Genomic DNA, 13,533 nt, shown 5'->3' on the forward strand with positions numbered 1-13,533 from the left:
GCTGGCGGGCAGGCGCGCAGGACGTATAAGACGGAAAGGCGCAAGGGGAGCATGCAATGTCGACAACAGCGATCATCGGACGCAGGATCCTGGCAATTTCCGGCGCGGACCGGACGACCTTTCTGCAGGGGCTTGTTACCAACGATCTCGCACGGCTCTCCGAGGGGCTGGTCTATGCCGCGCTGCTGTCCCCGCAGGGCAAGTATCTCGCCGATTTCTTCCTGCTCGAGGACGGCGATCGCATTCTCCTCGACACCGCCGAACCGCTGGCGGACGGCCTCCTGAAGCGGCTTTCGATGTATCGGCTCAGGGCCGATGTCACGATTGCCGAAACCGGGTTGCAGGTGGCGCGCGGTATCGGGGCGGCGCCTGATGGTGCGCATGCCGATCCGCGCGATCCGGCGATGGGGTGGCGGCTCTACGGTGACGACCTTCCCGAGAGCCCGGAAGTCGACTGGGACGCGCTGCGCGTCGCCCATTGTGTCCCGGAGGCAGGCATAGAACTGCAACCAGATGACGCCTACATCCTCGAATACGGTTTCGAACGGCTGAACGGGGTGGATTTCCGCAAAGGCTGCTATGTCGGGCAGGAGGTGACGGCCCGGATGAAGCACAAGACGGAGCTGAAGAAGGGCCTCGTCACCGTCGCCATCGAAGGCACCGCGCCGATTGGCAGCGAAATCCTTGCCGAAGGGCGTCCCGCCGGAAAGCTCTTCACGCAATCCGGTGACAGGGCGCTCGCCTACCTGCGGTTCGACCGCGCGGGCGTGCCGCTCGAGGCCGGCGAGGCGCGGGTGACATGGCCGATCTGACAGCGCTTGGCGCGGCGCTCGGGTCGCGTTTCGACACCGGGATGCGGCGCGCCGAGCGGATGCATGGCGGCGATCTGTCCGAGGTCCTGTCTGTCGAGCTCGAAGACGGCCGGCGCCTGGTCGCCAAAGCCGGTCCGCTGGTTTCGCGGGAGGCCGCGATGCTGACGGCCATCGCCGCAGCCGGGGCGCCGGCGCCGGCGGTGCTGGGAGTCGCGGACGACTTTCTCTTTCTCGAGTACCTTGAGGAGACCCACGGATCAGAGGCCGGCTGGCGGGCGCTCGGCAGCGCCTTGCGCGGCTTGCACGAGCAGCGGGGCGAGACCTATGGCTGGCCCGACGACTACGCCTTCGGCACCGTCGCAATTGCGAACGCAACTGCGGTTAGCTGGCCCGATTTCTGGGCCGAGCGGCGGCTGCTGCCCTTCCTGCGGCATCTTCCGGCCGATCTCGCGGATCGTGTTGAGACGCTCTGCGACCGGCTGAACGACATTCTTCCGGCTGCCCCGCCGCCGGCACTTCTGCATGGTGACCTCTGGACCGGCAACGTGCTGTTCGGCCCGGGCGGCCGGGCCTGGCTCATCGATCCCGCCTGCTATTTTGGGGATGCCGAGGTCGACCTCGCCATGCTGACGCTGTTCGGTCAGCCCGGGCGCAGCTTCTGGGAGAGCTATGGCCCCCTGTCGCCCGGCTCGGGACCGCGACGCGCGGCTTACCAGCTCTGGCCGGCACTGGTGCATCTGCGTCTCTTCGGCGAGGGCTACCGGAGCCTCGTCAGCAGTCGGCTCGACGCGCTCGGAGTGTGAAACCCCGAGCGCTTTTAGGCGCGCTCGGAATATTCCATGGTCTCGGTGTTGACGACGATATCCTCGTCCTGGCCGACGAAGGGTGGCACCATCACCTTCACCCCGTTATCGAGCAACGCTGGCTTGAAGGAGTTCGCCGCGGTCTGACCCTTCACCACCGGCTCGGTCTCGACCACCTTGCAAGTGACCTTCTGAGGCAGGGTCGCGTTCAGCGCCTCGTGCTCGTAATACTCGATCTTGATCGTCATCCCGTCCTGAAGGAACGGGCGGCGCTCGCCGAGGATCTCGGCCGGCAGTTCGATCTGCTCGAACGTGTCGCTGTCCATGAATACCAGCATTCCGTCGCTCTCATAAAGGAACTGCTGATCCTTCTGCTCCAGCCGGACCCGCTCGACCTTGTCGGCACTGCGGAACCGCTCGTTGAGCTTGGAACCGTTGCGCAGGTTGCGCAGCTCAACCTGCGCAAAAGCGCCCCCCTTGCCCGGCTTCACATGATCCGCCTTCACGGCGACCCAAAGCCCGCCGTTGTGCTCAAGTACGTTCCCGGGACGGATTTCGTTCCCATTTATTTTCGGCATATTTGACCTTCACGGCGCTTGATCGAAAACTGCAAGCTTCTATATCTTGGTGGCCAACGGCTGGCAAGACGACCAGATATGGCGCTACGGCTCGCCGACCCATGCGCCTAGTGCATAGGTGGCATTCCGAAAGAGACATACCGAATCGCCATAAAAGCGTCATATTCGGCCCCGCGCCGAAAAGACAAGAGCAAGAATAAAAGGACGACGAGATGAACGATTTCGTTGACGGTACGGCATTCAACTTCGAGCAGGGGCAACGCGCACGCAAGCTCTTTGCCGCTGTGGTGTTGGCCGCGCTCGACGATGCAATCGCCGACGACAAGAAATATGGCAACGGCCCCGAGCAGATCGCTCGCTGGGCACGGTCCCGTGATGGCCGCGAGGTCCTGAGCTGCGCCGGAATTGATCCGAACGAGCGTGTCGTGTCGGGACTGATGGAGTTTGTCTCCAACGGTGTGCGGACCTCTGTGGCCCTGTCCCGTGAAGAAAGCGAGCGGCGTCAGGCCGCGGAGCAGGCCGAAGCCGCCTGAGTTCCCTTTTTCGCGACGTATACCGAAATAGCGCGCCATCCGGCGCGTTTTTCGTTGTGGAACGACACAATAACCAGATCACTTGACGGTGGGACCCGGTCTCCAAAGCCGCCGCGGAAGGTGTTTCCAGCGCAACGATGCATCGACATCAGGAAGCGAACCGGTTTCTCAATCTACAGGTACGGTCATGGTCATCGCCGTGAAGTCCCGTGGGGCCGGACTTCAGGCGGGCAAGACGGAGGACGAAAAACCGCCCTTTGACCGGGTTGATCCGGCCTGCGCGCCGTGAACTTTCCTTTGGAACCGGTGGAAGCCAACGCGACCGCCCTCGACAGACCGAACCGGATCCTGCGATCCCTATCACCCGAAAAACCCGCGCCCTTCGAACCGTGGCGTGCAGAAATCAGTGGCGGGACACGGAATCCCTTACATCACCGGCGGCGTCCCACTATTCGCGCGAGGCTCTTGCCGATGCGCAGAATCGCCGAGGCGTGTCAGTCGAAGTCGCGTGTGGCAAGCGCCCGATGGATTTCTCGGCGCACCAGCTTGCGGACGTTACGCGTGATCCGCTCGCCGAGCGGCCCCCGCAACTCACGGTGGAGCATCTCGGCGACAAGGTCCCGTAGCGCCTCTTCGTCGATCTCCGGTGCCGGGACGGAAAAGAGATTCGTCGCCTCGGCGTCGTCATCCGAGGACTCCGGTTCCACCGCGTCCAGCCAATCTTCCCCGCCCCCGGAAACATCCTGCCAGGGATCGTCTATGTCTTTTTGCGGCGCTGTGTCGGCCACCTCCGAAGCGACCGACTCCGTCGACCGTCCTAATTGCGCATCCGCGAAGATTTCTGCCGCGGCGGCGGAAAGGCTTGCCTCCGGCTCGTCCGGTGCGTCGTCTGCGCCTGTCCAGTCCTCCGGAATCTCCATGTCGGCGCCGTCGAAGGGCCCGAAAGCTTCCTCCGCCGCTTCATCTTCCTGAACCGGCGGCTGAAAATCGCTGTCCTCGTCCTCGAGTGCACTGAAATGGAAACCGGCCCGCGGGACCATGCGGCCGGACAGCAGTTCCTGCCCGTCCCGAACCTCCGACTCGTCCGACGGAGGTGTCGCCTCCGTCCGGGAGGCTGCATCGTCCGCGGCATCCTGCGATGGTGGGGTTTCAACCTGCGGCGTCTCCGGCGTGTCCGACCAGTGCCGCACGCGGACGAAAGTGGGCAGCGCGTCCTCTTCCTCTTCGGGTGCTTCCTCCACGTTCCGGGCAAAGGGCGCGACTCCGTCGACGTCCGGCAGGGGATCCTCCTCGGCTGCTTCCGCGGGTGTCGGAAGAACGGTCTCTTCCCTCTCCGTTTCGTCCGCTTCCTCCATCCCCGGTCGCGCGGCCTCGGGATCGGCATCCCAGATCGCGGCTTCCTCCTCGATACGCAGAGACGGGGTCAACACGAGCGCAGTGCCTTCCTTGCTCTCCGGCTCCGGATGCGATGTTTCCGGATCCTCCTCGGAGCGTTCGGAAACAGAAGGGCCTTGCGCGCGATCGCCTGCTACCAGCCTGCGAATCGACGACAGGACATCTTCGATCTCAGCGTTGCTTACCGGGTTCGACATGTCAGCTCCTGTCCTTCGCTCCACTGCCAGCCCGACGATCACCCCGTTCTGCGGCCAGAGTATGACATAGTCGGGAAACGAAGGCAGCTGTTGCGCAGGGCGCCGTCCTATTGCTTCCCGAGCTTGCGCAACACACGGTCCAGCTGCTGACCACGCTTCGACAGACGCGCTGGGGCGTTCTTGACGGCATTGTAGTAGCCAGCGGGATCATAGGTCTGGATTCCGAGGTTCAGGTGTTCGACTGTCATCAGACCCATCGCAGACAGAAGTGAATAAACTGCTACATACTGCGTGGCGATCGCGTCGATCCGTGCGGCGCGGGCATCGAGAAGCTCCTGCTCGGCATCGAGCACGTCGAGCGTGGTCCGCGCGCCGAGGGTTGCCTCCTCGCGGGTACCTTCGAAAGCGATCTCGGCGGCGCGGATCTGAAGCTCGGTCGCCCGGATCTGCGCCGTGGCCGCCTCGATCCGCGCCCAGGCGGTGCCCACGGCCTCCTCGACCGACAGGGTCGTCTGAAGCAGTGCCGAGCGACTCGCGTCACGTTGCGAAATCGATTGGCGCTCGAGCGCCGCCAACTGGCCGCCCTGGTAAATTGTCTGGCGCATCGTCAGGTTCAGCGCATGCGTGTCCATCCGGTCCTGGGAATCGATCTGCGATGAGAGGCCGAGGCTGACCGTCGGGCGGTAGGCCGCCGTCGCGATGCGCATGCCGATCTCCGCGACGGTGACCTGGCGCTGCGCCTGGCGAATGTCCGGATGGGTCCGCACACCGATCAGGACCGCCTCGTCGACATTCGGCGCGGTCTTCGGCAGGGCGCCGGGGAACTGGAGATTGTTGGGATAGCGGCCGACAGCAGTCCTGAAGGTCTCGCGGGCAACGTCGTAATCCCCGCGCGCGGCTTCCAGCGCACTCGTCGCGGCGGCGAGGCGACTCTCGGCAAGAGCGACGTCCGTCCGGGTCACCTCGCCAACGTCGAAACGGTCGCGGGTCGCCTGAAGCTGCTGCTGCAGCACGCGGACGTTGTTTTCCCGCAGGTTCACGAAGGCGACGGTCCGGAGCACCTGCATGTAGGCGCCAACGGCATTCAACAGCACGTCCTGTTCCACCGAGCGCAGAGCTTCGCGGGTGGCCAGAACGGTCTCCTTGCTGCTCTCGATCGCAAGCCGGTTGCGGCCGCCGGTGTAGAGCGCGATCTCCAGTTGAAGCTGGGCCGTGCCGATCATGTTGTCCCGCGTCACCGCGCCGGTCACCGGGTTGGCATAGATCTCGCTGTGGGGATGATCGCCGCTCAAGTTGGCGATGAAATCCAGTGTCGGCATCAGCGCCGAGGTCGCGATGGCGACATCGTCATCTGCGGCACGGAGCACGGCCCTGTTCTGTTCGAGGAGGTTGGAATTCCTGTAGGCGTCGATCAGCGCATCCGTCAGCGTCTCGGCGCTTGCCTGAATTGGTTGAATGGCCAGCATGACCATTGCCATACCCGCCACGCCGCGCCTCACGCGCCTACCGATCATCCACACGCGAACTGCTCCTTCTCGTGGGTCTATGTTTCCTGCCTTGGTTTTTTTCGGGCATCATAGCAAGAACAATCGGATTTTACAGCACGAAAGCTTTTGCAGTCTCGAATCCGGGCAACACTGGAGCGCCCGCGTTGAAGGCAAATCGCCAGTTGATGCGGCCATCGAGCTTGTAGCCAATGCGCACGGCGCCGACGGCCCCTTCGACGAAAAGACAAGCGATACGACCGCCATCCTTGAGCTGATCGGCGATGGCCGCGGGCAACTCCGCCACGCCGCCCTCAACCACGATCACGTCGTAGGGGCTGTGCTGCGGCGCGCCTTCTGCGAGCGGGCCGGTGACGACAGCGGCATTGTCGACCGCCTCGTTGCCCAGCGTCGCCTCGGCCTCTTCCGCCATCGACTCGTCTTCTTCCAGCGCGATCACCGCCTCGGCGAGGCGGGCGATCACGGCGCTCGAATAACCGTAGCCCGCGCCGATATCGAGAACCAGCTCGCCCGGCTGTATGTCGACGGCCTCCAGCGTCTTGGCGAAGGTGCGCGGTTCGAGCAGCACCCGACCCGGAGCGAGGGGGACATTGGTGCCGGCATAGGCCGCGTCCTTCTGGCTATCGGGCACGTAGAGCTCGCGCGGCACGTCCAGAAGGGCATCGATGATCGGGTATTTGGTCACGTCCGAGGGACGGATCTGCGTGTCGACCATCGTCGTGCGGCGGGAAGCGAAGCTGCTCATGAGATTTCCCTGTCGGTCCGGAGGAGTCGTCCGAGGTTGTTCCACAAAGCCCCCGCGGTGACAAGTTCCCGGGGTGCCGCATCGCCCTTCTCCAGCCCGCTCGCGGCGGGCAGGAACCGGCGCCGGGGTCGCGCCAGGAGCTGGAAGCTGCGGAACGTAATCGGATCCAGGTGGACCTGAAGCGACTGCGAGCGGTCTATCCATGCGCACTCACCGGCATTCCGGCGCAGCACGGGAAGGAGGGCGGGATTGTCACGATTCGTTTGCCAGAACGCGGCAATGGGGCTGGTTCGCCAAGCCGACGACAGCCGCTCCGGGCGTGGAGCTAGACCGACACCGCGGCTTTTAGGTCCTCCTTGTCGAGTTCCGCCTTCGTCCCGCTCATCGACACCGCGCCACGCTTCATCACCGTGAAACGGTCGGCGAGGCCGTAGGCAAATTCGAAATATTGCTCGACCAGGATGATCGCCATGTCGCCGCGGTCGCGCAGATATTCGATCACCCGGCCTATCTGCTGGATGATGTTGGGCTGGATGCCCTCGGTGGGCTCGTCGAGCAGGAGGAGCTTGGGCTTGGTCAGCATCGCACGGGCGATTGCGAGCTGCTGCTGCTGGCCGCCGGAGAGGTCGCCGCCGCGGCGGGCGAGAAACTCCTTCAGGATCGGGAAGAGTTCATAGATCTCGTCGGGAATGAAATGCTCCGATTTCGGCAGACAGGCAAAGGCGGTCTCCATGTTCTCCTTCACCGTCAGCAATGGGAAGATCATCCGGCCCTGCGGGACATAGCCCACGCCCTTGTGGGCGAGCACATGGGCAGGTACCCGGCCGATTTCCTCGCCGGCGAGATCCACCCGCCCCCCGGAGCGCGGATGCGTTCCCGAGATCGCCTTCAGCAGAGAGGTCTTGCCGACGCCGTTGGTGCCCATGACGCAGGTGACCTCGCCGGCCGCGGCCTCGATGTCGACACCGTGGAGGATCTGGCTGCCGCCGTAATGCAGGGTGAGTCCTTGGGTTTTCAGCATCTCTAACGCCCCAGATAGACGTCGATGACGTCCTGGTTCTTGGTCACGTGGTCGAGCGAGCCCTCGGCCAGCACCGAGCCCTCGTGGAGAACGGTGACGCGGCAGTCGAGCCGGCGGACGAATTCCATGTCATGCTCGACCACCACCACCGCACGGGTCTTTGCCGCCTCCTTCAGAAGGTCGGTCGTGTGCTCGCGCTCGGCCAGCGTCATGCCGGCGGCCGGCTCGTCGACCAGGAGCAGCCTGGGTTCCTGCGCCAGCAGCATGCCGATCTCGAGCCATTGCTTCTGGCCATGCGACAGCTCGCCCGACTTGCGGTGCAGTTCATCCGCGAGACCGATCTCCTCGGCAAGCTCCTCGATCCGCGCGGCGTCCTCCGCGGCGGGCCGGAAGAACAGCACCGACCACGGCGCGCGGTCCTTCTTCAGCGCCATGGCGAGGTTGTCATAGACCGTCTGGTCCTCGAACACCGTCGGGCGCTGGAACTTGCGGCCGATGCCGGCACGGGCGATCTGGCTTTCGTTCATCCGGAGCAGCGACTGGCTCGTCTCGCCCCAAAGCACCGCGCCCTCGTCGGGCCGGGTCTTGCCGGTGACGATATCCATGAAGGTGGTCTTGCCGGCGCCGTTCGGGCCGATGATGGCGCGCAACTCTGCCGGGCCGATGGAGAAGCTCAGGTTGTTGATCGCCTTGAAGCCGTCGAAGGAGACGGAGACGCCGGAGACCTCGAGAAGCGTGCTCATTGCTCGGCCTCCCGCTCCTGCAGGCTGCCCTTGTCCGGGCCGAGATCGGCGCCGTGGCGATCCGGCGGGCGGCGGCCGGTGACGAGGTCGACGAGCCCGCCGATGCCCTTCGGCGCGAAGAGCGTGACGAGGACGAAGGAGAGGCCGAGCAGGACCTGCCACCAGTCGACCCAGTCGATGGTGTAGAATCCGAGCGGAACCGAAGGCACCTGGCCGCCGGTGAACATGGTGGACAGGAGCGAGACGAAGGCGGCGCCGATCACCGCGCCATAGAGCCGGCCGCGGCCGCCGATGGCGACCCAGACGGCGAGGTAGATCGAGGCGATGGGCGCGATCTCGGCCGGGTTGATGATGCCGGCCTGCGGATAGTAGAGGGCGCCCGCGATGGCGGCGATGATTGCTGTTATGGTGAAGACGAAGAGCTTGTAGCCCTCGACCGAGTAACCGAGGAATCGCACGCGGGCTTCGTCATCACGGATGCCGCGGATCACCGAGCCGAATTTGCCCGAGACAATCCAGGCCGCGAGCAGATACCCCACGCCGAGCGCGAAGGCGGAAGCCCAGAAGAACCAGAGCGAGATGTCGGCCTGCGGGATGTTGTTGGCGCCGGGCAGGTTCTGCAGACCCGAGAGGCCGTTATTGCCGCGCAGACCCGAGTCGTTCTGGAAGAGGTAGAGCGACAGCGCCAGCGTCATCGCCTGCGTCAGGATCGAGAGGTAGACGCCGGTGACGCGGCTGCGGAAGGCGAGCCAGCCGAAGACCAGCGCCAGCAGGCCCGGCACGAGGACGACGAGCATCAGTTGCAGCGCCAGCGAGTCGGCAAAGATCCAGATTGGCGGGAAATCCGACGAGCCGACGACGCCGAAGATCTGGGTGCCAATGGCGTCGACGATCTCCTGGTCGGTGGGCGGGATCTGGGCATTGGCCATGGATGTGGCGACGATGGCCTCCGTGCGGGCATACATCAGCCACATGCCGATCATGTAGCCGCCGAGACCGAAGAACGCCATGTGGCCGAGCGAGAGGATTCCGGCATAGCCCCAGATCAGATCCATCGCGATGGCGACGAGGCAGAGGCAGAGCGTCTTGCCCAGCGTCTTGACGAAAGACGTAGAGAGCGCGCCGGTCCCGGTCGCCTCGCTGGCCAGCGTCACCGCGAGGGTGAAGACGGCAAGCACGGCGATAAAGATCAGCACCGAAGGGTTTCGGGCAAAGAAGGAGCGGGTCATCGCGGCGCCTCCGCTTGCGTGAGGGTCTTGGTGTAGCAGACGCTGTTGGGATCCTCGAAATAGTCGCCGAAGGGCGGGCACGGCGTGAATCCATGGCGCTCGTAGAGCGCCCGGGCCGGCGCGAATTCGGGCATGGTTCCGGTTTCGAGCCAAAGCGCGCGATAGGTGCGACGGGCGGCCTCGGACTCGATCTTGCCGAGGATGGCGGCGCCGACGCCGCGTCGGCGCATTTCATGGACGGTGTGCATCGACTTGATCTCTCCGTCCTCCGGCGACAGTGCCTTGAGCGCACCGACGCCTGCAATCTCCTCGCCCACCCAGGCCGCCCAGAGAGTGATATCGGGCGTGTCGAGCTCCGCGGCGGGCAGGTAGTGACGGCTCTCCGGCGGGCTTGCGTCGGAGCAATGCGCCGCATGCGCCTCCAGCACGGCCGAGACGGCCGGGTGCACCGCCCTGGCAAAGGTGATCCGCAGCGCCATGGCTCAATCCCCCGCCGCGCGGCCCTTGAGGGCGATGATGCCCCGGGGCCGGAACTGGATGAAGATGATGATGAAGATGATCATGTAGGTCTGGGCGGCCAGCGTGTTCGACGGGTTCAACCACTCGATGCCCTTCTGCAGGAAACCGATCATCGTCGCGCCGAGAAGCGTGCCCCAGATGTTGCCGACGCCTCCGACGACGACGGTCATGAAGCTCTGGACGATATAGTCCGCGCCGAGCTCGGAGGTGACCTTGGCATAGAGGCCGATGGCGACACCGGCGATACCCGCGATGCCGGAGCCGAGCCCGAAGGTCAGCATGTTGATCCGGTCGGGGTTGATGCCCATCGAGGCGGCCATGCGCGGATTCTGCGTCACGGCACGGACCTCGAGACCGATCCGGGTGCGGTTCATGATGAAGAGGAACAGGAACAGGAAGATCAGCGCGAGAACGAAGATGGCGATCCGGATATAGCTGATCGAGACGACATCGTTGAGCACCAGCGCGCCGTCGAGCCAACCCGGAGAGGTCAGCGGCCGGGCCTGGGTGCCGAAGATGTTCTTGGCCAGCTGCTGCAGCGCGATGGATATGCCGAAGGTGGCGAGCAGCGTCTCCAGCGGGCGGTTGTAGAGCCAGCGGATCACCAGCCGCTCAAGCGCGACGCCGGCGGCGAAGGTGACGGCAAAGGCCATCGGCAGGGCGACAAGGATCGAGATCGTGTAGTCCGGGATCAGTTGCTGGACGACATAACCGGTATAGGCGCCCATCATGATGAACTCGCCATGCGCCATGTTGATGACTCCCATCACGCCGAAGGTGACGGCAAGCCCGATCGCGGCGAGGAAGTAGATCGAGGCGAGCGACAGCGCGTCGAGCCCGAGGTCCAGCGCCTGGTTCAGGCCGACCTGGGTGTTGATGCTCGAGAGCGTCTCGTTCGCGGCCTCGGTGATGACGGCGTTGGGTTCGGCATAGCGGTCGTAGAAGACATGCGCAGCGAGGGCCGCGTCGACGTCGGCCTGCAGAGCGGTCGGCGGGACCACGCCGGCCTCGGCGAGCGCGGCATAGGCGCGGTCGCGGGCCTCCTCGGTGTCGAGCTGAGCCAGCGGTACGCCGCCGACACGGCCCTCGACGATGTTCTGCTGAAGAGCGGCAAGACGGGCGTCGGCGTCGATCCGCTCCGGTGCGAGGCCATTGCCGACAAGCAGGGCATAGGCCTCGGCCGCGGGCAGCGCCTCGCTGCCGGGCCGCAGGCGCGCGGCGAGGTTCACACCTTGGGGGATCTCGCCTTCCGCAACTTCGCGGATCGTCGCGACGAGCGGGTTCAGCGCGGCACGCGTATCGACCCCGAGGTCGCCCTTGAAGCTTTCGATCGCCGCGATGCGGTCCTCTTCGCTCTCGCTCCAGGAAATGGTCAGGAGCCGCACCAGCCGCTCCTTGCGGGTACGGATCTCCGGGTCGGGTTCCTTTTCGATGGAGCCGGCGAGCGCGGCGAGGTGGCTCTCCTCGGGGTCGCGCTGGATCGCGTCGAGCGCCTCGATGCGCTTGGCCGGATCGGGGTCGAGAAGCTGGAACTGGACCAGGGTGGCGCCGATCAGGCTGCGCACGCCGCTGTTGGGCTTGAGCTGATCGATCTCACCCTTGTCGACTTCGCCGACCGGCGCGCCGGTATCGATGTCGATCAGCCGCCAGGTTGTGCTGTCGACCTTCTCGGCAAAGAAGAAGAGCCCGTCGGATTCGCGCTGCCAGAGTTCCTTGTCCTGCCATTTCTCCAGTACGACCTGGGCCTGTGGCAGGCCGCTCTCCCCGAGCGCGTCAATGGCGGGCTGGATGGTCTTGCGGGAGGCCTTCTCGATGAGCGCCCGATGTTCCTGGAGGAGCGTCTGGATCGGGCTCCCGGCAAGGTCCTGCGCCGAGGCCAGAGAGACGCAAAGCGTCCAGGCGACCAGCACCGCCGAAATTATTCTCTTCATTTTCGCCTGCGCAGCATTGAACGGTTCGGGAGGGCGCGAACGCCCTCCCCGTCTGTCTTCTGTCGGGATCAGTAGTTCGACTTGATCTGAACGCAGGTATCGGTCTCGGTGTTATACATGCCGCATTCGAGATCGATCCAATCGGAGGTCAGGACCGCCGATTCCGGCAGGTAGTCGGTCCAGGCATCGCCCGGAACCGGGTCCGTCTGGGAGATGATGTCGAATTGGCCGTCCTCGGTGATCTCGCCGATCAGCACCGGCTTGGTCAGGTGGTGGTTCGGCAGCATGGTGGCGGTGGAGCCGGTCAGGTTCGGCGTCTCGAGACCGATCATCGCCTTGGCGACAGCGTCGACATCGGTTGTGCCGGCAGCCTCGACCGCCTCGACCCACATGTTGAAGCCGATATAGGTGGCCTCCATCGGGTCATTGGTCACGCGGGACTCGTCGCCGATGAATTCGTGCCAGCCCTCGATGAAGGCCGCGTTCTCGGGCGAATCGGCGGACTGGAAGTAGTTCCAGGCAGCGAGGTGGCCGACGAGGTTGGAGGTGTCGAGGCCCGAAAGCTCTTCCTCGCCCACCGAGAACGCGACGACGGGGATGTCGTCGGCCGAAATGCCGGCCGCGGCGAGTTCCTTGTAGAAGCCGATATTGGCGTCACCATTGATCGTCGAGATCACGCCGACCTTCTTGCCGTCGGCGCCGAGCGCGACGACGTCGGAGACGATCTTGGACCAGTCGGAATGACCGAAAGGCGTGTAGTTGACGAAGATGTCTTCCTCGGCGATGCCCTTGTCCTTCAGATAGGCCTCGAGGATGTTGTTGGTGGTGCGCGGGTACACATAGTCGGTGCCGAGCAGCGCGAATTTCTCGACGCCCAGTTCGTCAAGGAAATAGTCGGTGGCGGGGATCGCCTGCTGGTTGGGCGCGGCGCCGGTGTAGAACACGTTCTTGGAGCTCTCCTCGCCCTCGTACTGGACGGGGTAGAACAGCAGGCCGTTGAGCTCCTCGATCACCGGCAGAACCGACTTGCGGCTGACCGATGTCCAGCAGCCGAAGATGACGTCGACATTCTCGACGGTCAGCAGTTCCCGCGCCTTCTCGGCGAAGAGCGGCCAGTCGGAGGCCGGATCCACCACGACGGCCTCGAGCTGCTTGCCGAGCACGCCGCCTTTTGCGTTTTGCGCCTCGACCATCATCAGCACGGTGTCTTTCAGCGTGGTCTCGGAGATTGCCATCGTTCCGGAGAGCGAGTGCAGCACACCCACCTTGATCGTGTCGTCTTGTGCCGCGGCCGCGGTCGCGAATACCAGCGCGCCAACCAGCGCAGAGGTCATACGAAGCTTCATGAGTATCGTCCCTGTTCATTGCGGCCGCCTGGAAATACGCACCCGGTCGCGCGCCTTGCAGCGCGCGGCGAGAGTCCATCCTGACCGGACCGCCGATTGTCGCTTCCACAGGCGCCGACGGAGGTTCCGGCAGGCCTGTGTCCTGTTCACGCGAGGGTGGTTCGCCCTGCGACTGG

General features: G+C 64.6%; 13 protein-coding genes. 3 read left to right on the forward strand and 10 right to left on the reverse strand.

Features of this window, described 5'->3' with window-relative positions:
* Positions 1-56: 56 nt before the first annotated feature.
* Both EU800_RS03175 and EU800_RS03180 read left to right on the forward strand, forming a co-directional pair.
* A complete protein-coding gene (locus EU800_RS03175; protein ID WP_371685559.1) occupies positions 57-812 on the forward strand; it encodes a folate-binding protein YgfZ in 756 nt (251 codons plus the stop codon).
* Positions 800-1,615, forward strand: coding sequence for a fructosamine kinase family protein (locus EU800_RS03180; RefSeq protein ID WP_242500386.1), 816 nt, complete (start codon positions 800-802; stop codon positions 1,613-1,615). The genes EU800_RS03175 and EU800_RS03180 overlap by 13 nt, the downstream gene beginning before the upstream one ends.
* 14 nt (positions 1,616-1,629) lie before the next feature.
* On the opposite strand, the gene efp is transcribed toward EU800_RS03180, so the two are convergent.
* On the reverse strand, positions 1,630-2,193 hold the full coding sequence (gene efp, locus EU800_RS03185; protein ID WP_129628485.1) for an elongation factor P: 564 nt from the start codon (positions 2,191-2,193) through the stop codon (positions 1,630-1,632).
* A 212-nt stretch (positions 2,194-2,405) separates the two neighbouring features.
* Between efp and EU800_RS03190 the strand changes: the two genes are divergently transcribed.
* The gene (locus tag EU800_RS03190; protein ID WP_129628486.1) at positions 2,406-2,726 is read left to right on the forward strand and encodes a DUF6280 family protein; all 321 of its coding nucleotides are present in this window, start codon (positions 2,406-2,408) and stop codon (positions 2,724-2,726) included.
* A gap of 494 nt (positions 2,727-3,220) precedes the next feature.
* On the opposite strand, the gene EU800_RS03195 is transcribed toward EU800_RS03190, so the two are convergent.
* The 9 genes from EU800_RS03195 to urtA all read right to left on the reverse strand — a co-directional run bounded on the left by EU800_RS03195 (position 3,221) and on the right by urtA (position 13,357).
* Positions 3,221-4,318, reverse strand: a complete 1,098-nt coding sequence (locus tag EU800_RS03195) for a hypothetical protein (protein ID WP_129628489.1) — start codon at positions 4,316-4,318, stop codon at positions 3,221-3,223.
* A 107-nt stretch (positions 4,319-4,425) separates the two neighbouring features.
* Positions 4,426-5,832, reverse strand: a complete 1,407-nt coding sequence (locus tag EU800_RS03200) for a TolC family outer membrane protein (RefSeq protein WP_242500387.1) — start codon at positions 5,830-5,832, stop codon at positions 4,426-4,428.
* An 82-nt stretch (positions 5,833-5,914) separates the two neighbouring features.
* Positions 5,915-6,568, reverse strand: coding sequence for a protein-L-isoaspartate O-methyltransferase (locus EU800_RS03205; protein ID WP_129628491.1), 654 nt, complete (start codon positions 6,566-6,568; stop codon positions 5,915-5,917).
* A 325-nt stretch (positions 6,569-6,893) separates the two neighbouring features.
* Positions 6,894-7,589, reverse strand: a complete 696-nt coding sequence (gene urtE / locus EU800_RS03210; protein ID WP_129628493.1) for an urea ABC transporter ATP-binding subunit UrtE — start codon at positions 7,587-7,589, stop codon at positions 6,894-6,896.
* A 2-nt stretch (positions 7,590-7,591) separates the two neighbouring features.
* Positions 7,592-8,332 (reverse strand): urea ABC transporter ATP-binding protein UrtD, encoded by a 741-nt coding sequence (urtD, locus tag EU800_RS03215; protein ID WP_129628495.1) that lies wholly within the window; start codon positions 8,330-8,332, stop codon positions 7,592-7,594.
* Entirely contained in the window at positions 8,329-9,561 is a 1,233-nt protein-coding gene (urtC, locus tag EU800_RS03220; protein ID WP_129628497.1) for an urea ABC transporter permease subunit UrtC, read from the reverse strand. The genes urtD and urtC overlap by 4 nt, the downstream gene beginning before the upstream one ends.
* Positions 9,558-10,040: a GNAT family N-acetyltransferase gene (locus EU800_RS03225; protein ID WP_129628499.1), complete on the reverse strand. Its 483-nt coding sequence runs from the start codon at positions 10,038-10,040 to the stop codon at positions 9,558-9,560. Before EU800_RS03225 ends, urtC begins: the two co-directional genes overlap by 4 nt.
* A gap of 3 nt (positions 10,041-10,043) precedes the next feature.
* Positions 10,044-12,011, reverse strand: a complete 1,968-nt coding sequence (urtB, locus tag EU800_RS03230; RefSeq protein ID WP_129628501.1) for an urea ABC transporter permease subunit UrtB — start codon at positions 12,009-12,011, stop codon at positions 10,044-10,046.
* Positions 12,012-12,079: 68 nt separating this feature from the next.
* A complete protein-coding gene (urtA, locus tag EU800_RS03235; RefSeq protein WP_129628503.1) occupies positions 12,080-13,357 on the reverse strand; it encodes an urea ABC transporter substrate-binding protein in 1,278 nt (425 codons plus the stop codon).
* Between the last annotated feature and the right edge of the window lie 176 nt (positions 13,358-13,533).

The organism is Tropicimonas sp. IMCC6043, from assembly GCF_004146235.1.
Classification (GTDB): domain Bacteria; phylum Pseudomonadota; class Alphaproteobacteria; order Rhodobacterales; family Rhodobacteraceae; genus Tropicimonas.

Excerpts from the sequence above, each read along its gene's own strand:
- urtD (WP_129628495.1), bottom strand. The coding sequence starts at position 8,332 with ATGAGCACGCTTCTCGAGGTCTCCGGCGTCTCCGTCTCCTTCGACGGC.
- EU800_RS03195 (WP_129628489.1), bottom strand. The coding sequence starts at position 4,318 with ATGTCGAACCCGGTAAGCAACGCTGAGATCGAAGATGTCCTGTCGTCG.
- EU800_RS03190 (WP_129628486.1), top strand. The coding sequence starts at position 2,406 with ATGAACGATTTCGTTGACGGTACGGCATTCAACTTCGAGCAGGGGCAA.
- urtC (WP_129628497.1), bottom strand. The coding sequence starts at position 9,561 with ATGACCCGCTCCTTCTTTGCCCGAAACCCTTCGGTGCTGATCTTTATC.
- efp (WP_129628485.1), bottom strand. The coding sequence starts at position 2,193 with ATGCCGAAAATAAATGGGAACGAAATCCGTCCCGGGAACGTACTTGAG.
- EU800_RS03205 (WP_129628491.1), bottom strand. The coding sequence starts at position 6,568 with ATGAGCAGCTTCGCTTCCCGCCGCACGACGATGGTCGACACGCAGATC.
- EU800_RS03175 (WP_371685559.1), top strand. The coding sequence starts at position 57 with ATGTCGACAACAGCGATCATCGGACGCAGGATCCTGGCAATTTCCGGC.
- EU800_RS03225 (WP_129628499.1), bottom strand. The coding sequence starts at position 10,040 with ATGGCGCTGCGGATCACCTTTGCCAGGGCGGTGCACCCGGCCGTCTCG.
- urtA (WP_129628503.1), bottom strand. The coding sequence starts at position 13,357 with ATGAAGCTTCGTATGACCTCTGCGCTGGTTGGCGCGCTGGTATTCGCG.
- urtB (WP_129628501.1), bottom strand. The coding sequence starts at position 12,011 with ATGAAGAGAATAATTTCGGCGGTGCTGGTCGCCTGGACGCTTTGCGTC.
- EU800_RS03200 (WP_242500387.1), bottom strand. The coding sequence starts at position 5,832 with ATGATCGGTAGGCGCGTGAGGCGCGGCGTGGCGGGTATGGCAATGGTC.
- EU800_RS03180 (WP_242500386.1), top strand. The coding sequence starts at position 800 with ATGGCCGATCTGACAGCGCTTGGCGCGGCGCTCGGGTCGCGTTTCGAC.
- urtE (WP_129628493.1), bottom strand. The coding sequence starts at position 7,589 with ATGCTGAAAACCCAAGGACTCACCCTGCATTACGGCGGCAGCCAGATC.